At 65.4% G+C, this 689-nt stretch carries 2 protein-coding genes; both read right to left on the reverse strand.

The annotated features are described in order from the left end of the window. Positions 1-287 (reverse strand): sodium:solute symporter family transporter (locus AC1DYG_RS18720; protein ID WP_477641375.1); only part of this gene is annotated, 287 nt, incomplete at its 3' end. A 41-nt stretch (positions 288-328) separates the two neighbouring features. Continuing rightward, complete coding sequence (locus AC1DYG_RS18725) at positions 329-619, reverse strand: DUF485 domain-containing protein (protein WP_477641376.1); 291 nt, start codon at positions 617-619, stop codon at positions 329-331. Between the last annotated feature and the right edge of the window lie 70 nt (positions 620-689).

Genomic DNA, 689 nt, shown 5'->3' on the forward strand with positions numbered 1-689 from the left:
GTGTTGCGCAACAACTCCGCGACCAGCAGCAGGGCCACCAGCCAGGCCACCAGGRATCCGATCGAGTAGAGGAAGCCGTCGTAGCCGTAGACCGCGATGGCGCCGGCGATGCCGAGGAAGGACGCCGCCGACAGGTAGTCGCCCGCGATCGCGAACCCGTTCTGCGGGCCGGAGAACTGGGCGCCGCCGGTGTAGAAGTCCGACGCCTTGGTGGTGGTGCGGCTGGCGCGGATCACGATGGTCATGGTGATGACGACGAAGGCCACGAAGATGGCGATGTTGAGCATCGGGTTGCCGACATCGGCCGACGATGCCGCGAGGATGGTGTTCACAGCTGCGGGCCTTCCAGTTCTTTGCGGATCGCCGAGGACCGCGGATCGAGTTCACGGTTCGCGAACCGCACGTAGAGGCCGGTGATCACGAAGGTCGTCACGAACTGGCCGAGTCCGAGGATCAGGCCGAGGTTGACGTTCCCGATGACCTTGGTGGCCATGAAGTCGCCGGCGTACGTCGCCAGCAGCACGTAGACGGCGTACCAGAGCAGGAAGAAGGCCGTCATCGGGAACACGAAGTTCCGCAGCCGGCGTCGGAGGTCCTGGAACTCCGGGCTCGCCTGCATGTCGATGAAGGCCTGCTCGTCCGGTGCCGCCCGTTCGGGCGAGCCTTCCGGAATCACATCGGCTGTGGTC

The sequence above is a fragment of the Pedococcus sp. P1_H8 genome, assembly GCF_056405175.1.